Origin of the sequence: Labrenzia sp. 011, assembly GCF_003075075.1 — a bacterium.
In the GTDB taxonomy this organism is placed as follows: domain Bacteria; phylum Pseudomonadota; class Alphaproteobacteria; order Rhizobiales; family Stappiaceae; genus Roseibium.
Window position 1 is genome coordinate 22,774 of sequence record NZ_QCYM01000032.1, and the last position, 7,538, is coordinate 30,311.

Below are 7,538 nucleotides of genomic sequence, written 5' to 3' on the forward strand. Positions count from 1 at the left end.
CGGGGCGGCATGATGCGGCGCGATGCTGGACCGTCAAATTGTTTTAAGCTTGAAATTTTAGGGTTGAAGTAAATCTCGTGCTGTGTTTCGCTGAAGGAACTGAAGCCAGCGGATGGAGGATCGAATGCGGATCGCGTGTCTGGGCGGAGGGCCTGCCGGGCTCTATTTCGCCATCTCCATGAAACTGCGCGACCCGTCCCACGAGATTGACGTCATCGAACGCAACCGGGCCGACGACACATTCGGCTGGGGAGTGGTTCTTTCGGAAGAAACCCTGCAGAACCTGGCGGCGAACGATCCGGTCAGTGCCGAGGCCATCGGTGACAATTTCGCCTATTGGGACGACATCGCCCTGCATTTGCGTGGCCAGCGGCTCGTCTCCTCCGGGCATGGCTTTTGCGGCATCGGCCGCATGAAGCTGCTGCTGCTGCTGCAGGAGCGGGCGAGGGACCTGGGCGTCAATCTGAAGTTCGAGACGGAAGCCGGCAGCGCGGAAGACTATCGCCGCGACTATGACCTCGTGGTTGCCAGCGACGGTCTGAACTCGAAGACCCGGACGCTTTATGCAGATACCTTCCGGCCGGATATCGACCGGCGGCTGTGCCAGTTCGTCTGGCTGGGCACGCATCAGACCTTCGCGGATGCCTTCACCTTCATTTTCGAGGAAACGCAGCACGGCTGGGTCTGGGCGCATGCCTATCAGTTCGATGCGGACACGGCGACCTTCATTGTCGAATGCACCCAGCAGACCTTTGACGCCTTCGGCTTCGGCGAAATGAGCCAGCAGGACAGCATCCGGGTCTGCGAGGAGATCTTCAAGGGTCATCTGGGCGGTCATTCCCTGATGACCAACGCGAAGCACATAAGGGGTTCGGCCTGGATCCGGTTTCCGCGCGTGCTGTGCGAAAAATGGAGCCATGAGAACGTCGTCCTCCTGGGCGATGCGGCGGCGACTGCGCATTTCTCAATCGGGTCGGGGACCAAGCTGGCGCTGGAATCGGCGATGTCCCTGGCAAACCTTCTGCATGAGGAGGCGGACATGACGTCCGCTTTCGTGCGCTACGAGGCGGAGCGGCGGCTGGAGGTTCTGCGCCTGCAGTCGGCGGCGCGCAACTCGCTGGAATGGTTCGAGCATGTGGAGCGCTACCTGCATCTGGATCCGGTGCAGTTCAATTATTCCATGCTGACGCGCTCCCAGCGCATCAGTCACGAAAACCTGCGGCTGCGCGATCCGCAGTGGCTGGAGTCCGCCGAGCGCTGGTTCATGGACCAGGAAGGCGTGAACGCCGACGCACCGGTGCGCCCGCCGATGTTCGCGCCCTTCAGGCTGCGGGGCATGGAGCTGAAGAACCGCATCGTCGTCTCGCCGATGGCCCAGTACAAGGCCGTCGATGGTGCGCCGACGGACTGGCATCTGGTGCATTATGGCGAACGCGCCAAGGGCGGTGCTGGACTGGTCTTTACCGAAATGACCTGCGTCAGCGCGGAAGGCCGCATCACGCCGGGGTGTCCGGGGCTCTATGCGCCGGAGCATGAGGCCGCCTGGAAGCGGGTGACGGACTTCGTGCATGGCGAGACGGGCGCCCGGATCTGCTGCCAGATCGGCCACTCGGGCCGCAAGGGTTCCACCCGGATCGGCTGGGAGGGGATGGATCAGCCGCTGCCGGACGGTAACTGGGAGCTTGTGTCGGCTTCCGCCGTTGCCTGGTCGGACGGCAACGCGGTGCCCAGGGAGATCACGCGGACCGAAATGGATGCGATCAGGGACCAGTTCGTGGCGGCTGCCGAGATGGCCGAGCGCGCGGGCTTCGACATGATCGAGCTGCATGCGGCGCACGGCTATCTTCTGTCGTCCTTCATTTCCCCCATCTCCAATATCCGCCGGGACGCCTATGGCGGCTTTCTGGAAAACCGGATGCGCTGGCCGCTGGAGGTCTTCACGGCCATGCGCGCGGTCTGGCCGGAGGACAAGCCGATGTCGGTTCGCATCTCGGCCAATGACTGGGTCGGCGACGAGGGAGTTACCCCCGACGAAGCGGTGGAGATCGCCCGTCTGTTCCGCGCAGCCGGTGTGGACCTGGTTGATGTCTCCGCCGGACAGACATCGGTTGCGGCCAGGCCGGTCTATGGCCGCATGTTCCAGACGCCGTTTTCCGACCGGATCCGCAACGAGGGCGGACTGCCAACCATGGCGGTCGGAAACATCTATGAGGCCGATCACGCCAATTCGATCCTGATGGCGGGTCGGGCGGATCTGGTGGCTGTCGGCCGGCCGCATCTGGCCGACCCTTACTGGAGCCTGCATGAGGCGGCAAGGATCGGCGACCGGGCATCGACCGACTGGCCATTGCCCTATCTGGCCGGTCGCGACCAGCTCTGGCGGCTTTCGGACCGGGACGCGGAGACCCTGAGGGTATGAGTGTGTCGGGACGTCATGTCATCGTGACCGGAGGAGGCAGCGGCGTCGGCGCCGCCTGCGCCAGGCTGCTGGCCGACGAAGGGGCGAAAGTGACGATACTCGGCCGGACCGAGGAAAAGCTGGCCGCCCAGTCCCTGCCTTACCAGGTCTGCGATGTGACCAGCATCGAAGCCGTTGCTGCGGCTTTCGCGGCAGCGCGGGCCGAGAGCGGGCCGATCGACGTTGTTATCGCCAATGCGGGGGCGGCAGCGAGCGTTCCCTTTGCGAAGATGACGCCGGCGGACCTGCAGGCGATGCTGGCGGTCAATCTGATGGGCGTGTCCAACGTCTGGCAGGCGGCCCTGCCGGATATGAAGGCGAACGGCTGGGGACGGATGATCGCCGTTGCCTCGACGGCCGGCCTCAGGGGCTATCCCTATGTCAGCGCCTATTGCGCGGCCAAGCATGCGGTGGTCGGCCTGACAAGGGCGCTGGGCCGCGAACTGGCCAGAACGGGCATCACCGTGAACGCCATCTGTCCGGGCTTCGTGGAAACGCCGCTGCTGGAGCGCTCCATCGACACGATCACGGCGAAGACGGGTCTGAGCCGCGCGGCAGCAGAAGACACGCTGAAGGCGGACAACCCGCAGGGGCGTTTCATTCAACCCTGTGAAGTCGCCGCCTCAGCGCTCTGGCTGTGCTCCGAGGGGGCGAAATCGGTCAATGGCCACGCGTTGAGCCTTTCGGGAGGAGAATTGTGAAGACACCGGCACAGGCCCCGAAGGGCGAAACCCTGTCCAAGGCACGGCTGCGGGTGTGGCTGAAGCTGCTGAAATCCGTCAACGGCATCGAAACCGAGATCCGGCGCAACCTGCGCGACAGACACGGCACCACATTGCCGCGGTTCGATGTGATGTCGGCTCTGGCGCGCTTTCCGGACGGTCTGAAGATGAGTGATCTTTCGACATATCTGAAGGTGTCCAACGGCAATGTCACCGGCATTGTCGACAAGCTGACCGAAGAGGGGCTTGCGCTGCGCGTGGCGGTTCCCGAAGACCGGCGCGCCCAGATGGCGCGGCTGACCGCGAAGGGCCGGGCGGCGTTCGAGGAACTGGCGCAACATCACGAAGACTGGATCAACACCCTGCTTGATGGATTGACGGCCCGGGATGTGGAGGCGCTTTCGGCGCATCTGGACATCATACTGGACCGTCATATGGATGAGGACGGACGCGATGCGCAGTGACGTGAGGCATTTCCGGTGCGAGATCGAGGACGGAATCGCGCGGATCGCCCTGAACAGGCCGGAGCGGAAGAATCCGCTGACCTTCGAAAGCTACGCGGAGCTGCGCGACTGGTTCCGCGATCTGGCCTATGCGGATGACGTGCATGCGGTGGTTATCCTTCCCAATGGCGGCAATTTCAGTTCCGGCGGCGATGTACACGAGATCATCGGTCCGCTGACGGACATGACCATGAAGGAGCTTCTGGCCTTCACCCGCATGACCGGCGATCTGGTGAAGGCCATGCTCGGTTGCGGCACGCCGATCGTCGCCGCCGTCGACGGCATTTGTGCGGGGGCCGGGGCGATCATGGCCATGGCGTCCGATCTTCGCATCGCGACGCCGGACGCGAAGGTGGCCTTCCTGTTCAACCGGGTCGGCCTTGCCGGCTGTGACATGGGGGCATGTGCGATCCTGCCACGGATCATCGGCCAGGGCCGGGCGGCGGAGCTGCTGTATCTCGGCCGGTCGATGAGTGCGGCCGAAGGCCATGCCTGGGGCTTCTTCAACTCCGTGACCGAAGCGGCTGCCCTTGAAGGGGCAGCGATGGACATGGCCGGCCGGATCGCGGCGGGGCCGACCTTTGCGAATTCGATGACCAAGACGATGCTTGCCCAGGAATGGTCGATGAGCCTGGAGCAGGCCATCGAGGCGGAAGCCCAGGCCCAGGCCATCTGCATGCAGGGCAAGGATTTCCGCCGCGCCTACGAGGCGTTCGTCAGAAAAGAAAAACCGGTGTTCGAGGGGGATTGATGGCAGACAGGTCCTTCCTCGACTGGCCGTTCTTCGAAGCCGGGCACCGGGCGCTGGCCGCCGGGCTCGAAAGCTGGGCGTCTTCCCGTCTCGGGCATTGCGACCACGGCGATGCCGACGCTGCCTGCCGTAAACTCGTGACGGATCTGGGCGATGCCGGGTTTCTGGAACATACCGGATCCGCGGAGGGCGTTCTGGATGTGCGCAGCCTGTGCATCCTTCGCGAGACCCTGGCCCGTCATGACGGGCTCGCGGATTTCGCCTTCGCCATGCAGGGCCTGGGAACCGGGGCGATTTCCCTTTTCGGCACGGATGCGCAGAAAGCGCAGTGGCTGCCCCTGACGCGTGCGGGCAAGGCGATTTCGGCATTCGCGCTCACGGAGCCGCAGTCTGGGTCCGATGTGGCCAATTCAACCATGACCGCCACGGACGATGGCGATGCCTATGTGCTGAACGGCGAGAAGACCTGGATTTCCAACGGTGGCATCGCCGACGTCTATACCCTGTTTGCACGTACGGGAGAGGCCCCCGGGGCGAAGGGGCTGTCCGCCTTCATCGTGACGCCCGATCTTGCCGGGTTCGAGGTGAGTGAACGTCTTGAGACCATCGCCCCCCATCCGCTGGCGTCCCTGCGGTTTACCGACTGCCGTGTTCCCAGGGCCAATCTGATCGGAGCTCCGGGTTCGGGCTTCAGAATTGCCATGTCCGTTCTGGATATCTTCCGCTCCACGGTCGCCGCGGCGGCGCTCGGCTTTGCCCGCAGGGCGCTGGACGAGAGCCTGCGCCGGGTGACAACGCGCGAGATCCAGGGAGCGCCGCTCGCCGATCTGCAGCTGGTCCAGGGGCATATCGCCGACATGGCGCTCGACATCGATGCCGCCGCACTGCTGGTCTACCGGGCGGCCTGGACCAAGGACAGCGGCGCGCCGCGCGTGACCCGCGAAGCGGCCATGGCCAAGCTGTTTGCCACGGATCAGGCGCAGCAGGTGATCGACAGGGCCGTGCAGCTGCACGGCGGCGACGGTGTGCGCTCGGGCACGGCGGTCGAAAAGCTCTACCGGGAAATCCGCGCCCTGCGCATCTATGAAGGTGCGTCGGACGTCCAGAAAATCATCATAGCGCGCCAGACGCTCGGCGCCTTTCAGGAGGTCTGATTCATGCTTGGTCCTTCCGCGCATACCGATACCTTCACGCGGGACAATCTTCCGCCCGAAGATGCCTGGCCAGACTTCCTGCTCGATGGCTATTCCTATCCGGAGCGCCTCAACGCGGCGGTGGAACTGACCGACAGGATGGTGGAGAAAGGGTTCGGCGACCGCACCGCCCTGATCGGCAACGGCCGCCGGCGAACCTACAAGGAACTGGCCGACTGGAGCAACCGGCTGGCCCATGTCCTGAGCGAGGATCTCGGCGTGCGGCCCGGCAACCGGGTGCTGATCCGCTCCGCCAACAATCCGGCCATGGTGGCCTGCTGGCTTGCGGCCACGAAAGCCGGCGCGGTGGTCGTCAACACCATGCCGATGCTGCGGGCGGGCGAGCTGTCCAAGGTGGTCGACAAGGCGGAGGTCGAATTCGCCCTCTGCGATACCCGCCTGATGGAGGAAATGGTCGCCTGTGCGAAGACCTCCTCCTATCTGAAGACGGTCGTCGGCTTCGACGGAACCTCCAACCACGATGCCGAGCTGGATCGCCTGGCCCTGGAAAAATCCGTGCATTATGACGCGGTGCAGACGGGCTGCGATGATGTCGCGCTGCTCGGGTTTACCTCCGGGTCGACCGGCTCTCCGAAGGCGACGATGCATTTTCACCGCGACCTGCTGATCATTGCCGACGGCTATGCCCGGGAAGTGCTGGACGTGAAACCGGAGGACGTTTTCGTCGGCTCGCCGCCGCTGGCGTTTACCTTCGGCCTTGGCGGTCTGGCGATCTTCCCGCTGCGCTTCGGTGCGGCGGCCACGCTTCTGGAAAATGCCTCGCCGCCGCAGATGATCGAGATCATCCAGAAATACAAGGCGACCGTCTGCTTCACAGCGCCGACCGCCTACCGGGTGATGCTGCAGGCGATGGAGGAAGGCGCGGATCTGTCTTCCCTGCGCGCGGCGGTTTCGGCGGGCGAAACGCTGCCCGCACCGGTTTATCAGGCCTGGATGGACAAGACAGGCAAGCCGATGCTGGACGGCATCGGCGCGACCGAAATGCTGCATATCTTCATTTCCAACCGCTTCGCGGATCACAGGCCCGCCTGCACCGGCAAACCGGTGACCGGCTACGAGGTCCGGGTCGTGGGCCCGGACGGACGGCCGGTCCCCCCCGGTGAGGTCGGGCGGCTTGCGGTGCGCGGGCCGACCGGCTGCCGCTATCTGGCGGATGAGCGGCAGGGCCAGTATGTGGTCGATGGCTGGAACATCACCGGCGACAGTTTTTCCATGAGCGAGGACGGTTATCTGCATTTCGCCGCCCGCAACGACGACATGATCATCTCCGGCGGCTACAACATCGCAGGCCCGGAAGTCGAGGCGGCCCTGCTGGCCCATCCGGCGGTCCTGGAATGCGGGGTGATCGGCGTTGCGGACGAAAGCCGCGGTGCCATCGTGCAGGCCCATGTGGTCGTCCACGGGGACGCCGAGCCGGGCGAAGCCTTGCGCAAGGCGCTGCAGGATCATGTCAAGGCAACGATCGCGCCATATAAATATCCGCGCTCGATCGTGTTCTGCGACACGCTGCCGAAGACGGAAACCGGCAAGATCCAGAGGTTCCGTCTGCGGCCGCCGGAGTAAACGGCAAGGAAATATCCCTTTCCGTGCGGGCAGGCGGGAAGGGGAAGCGCACGACTGCCCGATGCTTTCCGGAAAGACTTGAAACAAGCGCCGGAAGGCAGACAAAACGAGTGGGAATAGCTGGTCCAGTAGCAACAGGAGTTTGTGATGAAGGTTATGACGATGGCGGCGGCTGCCGCCCTGGTTCTCGGACTGACGGGGGCCCAGGCGGACCCGGTGAAGGTCGGGATGATCACGACGCTTTCGGGCGGTGGCGCGGGTCTGGGGATCGACGTGCGGGACGGTTTCCTGCTTGCGGTCAAGCAGTCCGGCAATACGGACATCGAG

General features: G+C 64.3%; 6 protein-coding genes and 1 pseudogene. All 7 read left to right on the forward strand.

Going from position 1 to position 7,538, the window contains the following annotated elements; all coding sequences use genetic code 11:
• Window positions 1-124 precede the first annotated feature (124 nt).
• Complete coding sequence (locus DCO57_RS21350; RefSeq protein ID WP_116700949.1) at window positions 125-2,419, forward strand: bifunctional salicylyl-CoA 5-hydroxylase/oxidoreductase; 2,295 nt, start codon at window positions 125-127, stop codon at window positions 2,417-2,419.
• Window positions 2,416-3,159, forward strand: a complete 744-nt coding sequence (locus tag DCO57_RS21355; RefSeq protein WP_116700950.1) for an SDR family NAD(P)-dependent oxidoreductase — start codon at window positions 2,416-2,418, stop codon at window positions 3,157-3,159. Before DCO57_RS21350 ends, DCO57_RS21355 begins: the two co-directional genes overlap by 4 nt.
• On the forward strand, window positions 3,156-3,644 hold the full coding sequence (locus tag DCO57_RS21360) for a MarR family transcriptional regulator (RefSeq protein ID WP_244287993.1): 489 nt from the start codon (window positions 3,156-3,158) through the stop codon (window positions 3,642-3,644). The genes DCO57_RS21355 and DCO57_RS21360 overlap by 4 nt, the downstream gene beginning before the upstream one ends.
• Window positions 3,634-4,434: an enoyl-CoA hydratase family protein gene (locus DCO57_RS21365; protein ID WP_116700951.1), complete on the forward strand. Its 801-nt coding sequence runs from the start codon at window positions 3,634-3,636 to the stop codon at window positions 4,432-4,434. Before DCO57_RS21360 ends, DCO57_RS21365 begins: the two co-directional genes overlap by 11 nt.
• Window positions 4,434-5,588: an acyl-CoA dehydrogenase family protein gene (locus tag DCO57_RS21370; RefSeq protein WP_116700952.1), complete on the forward strand. Its 1,155-nt coding sequence runs from the start codon at window positions 4,434-4,436 to the stop codon at window positions 5,586-5,588. Before DCO57_RS21365 ends, DCO57_RS21370 begins: the two co-directional genes overlap by 1 nt.
• 3 nt (window positions 5,589-5,591) lie before the next feature.
• Entirely contained in the window at window positions 5,592-7,211 is a 1,620-nt protein-coding gene (locus DCO57_RS21375) for an AMP-binding protein (RefSeq protein WP_116700953.1), read from the forward strand.
• 147 nt (window positions 7,212-7,358) lie between these two features.
• A pseudogene (locus DCO57_RS21380) lies at window positions 7,359-7,538 on the forward strand (ABC transporter substrate-binding protein); the annotation flags it as partial.

Excerpts from the sequence above, each read along its gene's own strand:
- DCO57_RS21355 (WP_116700950.1), top strand. The coding sequence starts at position 2,416 with ATGAGTGTGTCGGGACGTCATGTCATCGTGACCGGAGGAGGCAGCGGC.
- DCO57_RS21365 (WP_116700951.1), top strand. The coding sequence starts at position 3,634 with ATGCGCAGTGACGTGAGGCATTTCCGGTGCGAGATCGAGGACGGAATC.
- DCO57_RS21375 (WP_116700953.1), top strand. The coding sequence starts at position 5,592 with ATGCTTGGTCCTTCCGCGCATACCGATACCTTCACGCGGGACAATCTT.
- DCO57_RS21350 (WP_116700949.1), top strand. The coding sequence starts at position 125 with ATGCGGATCGCGTGTCTGGGCGGAGGGCCTGCCGGGCTCTATTTCGCC.
- DCO57_RS21370 (WP_116700952.1), top strand. The coding sequence starts at position 4,434 with ATGGCAGACAGGTCCTTCCTCGACTGGCCGTTCTTCGAAGCCGGGCAC.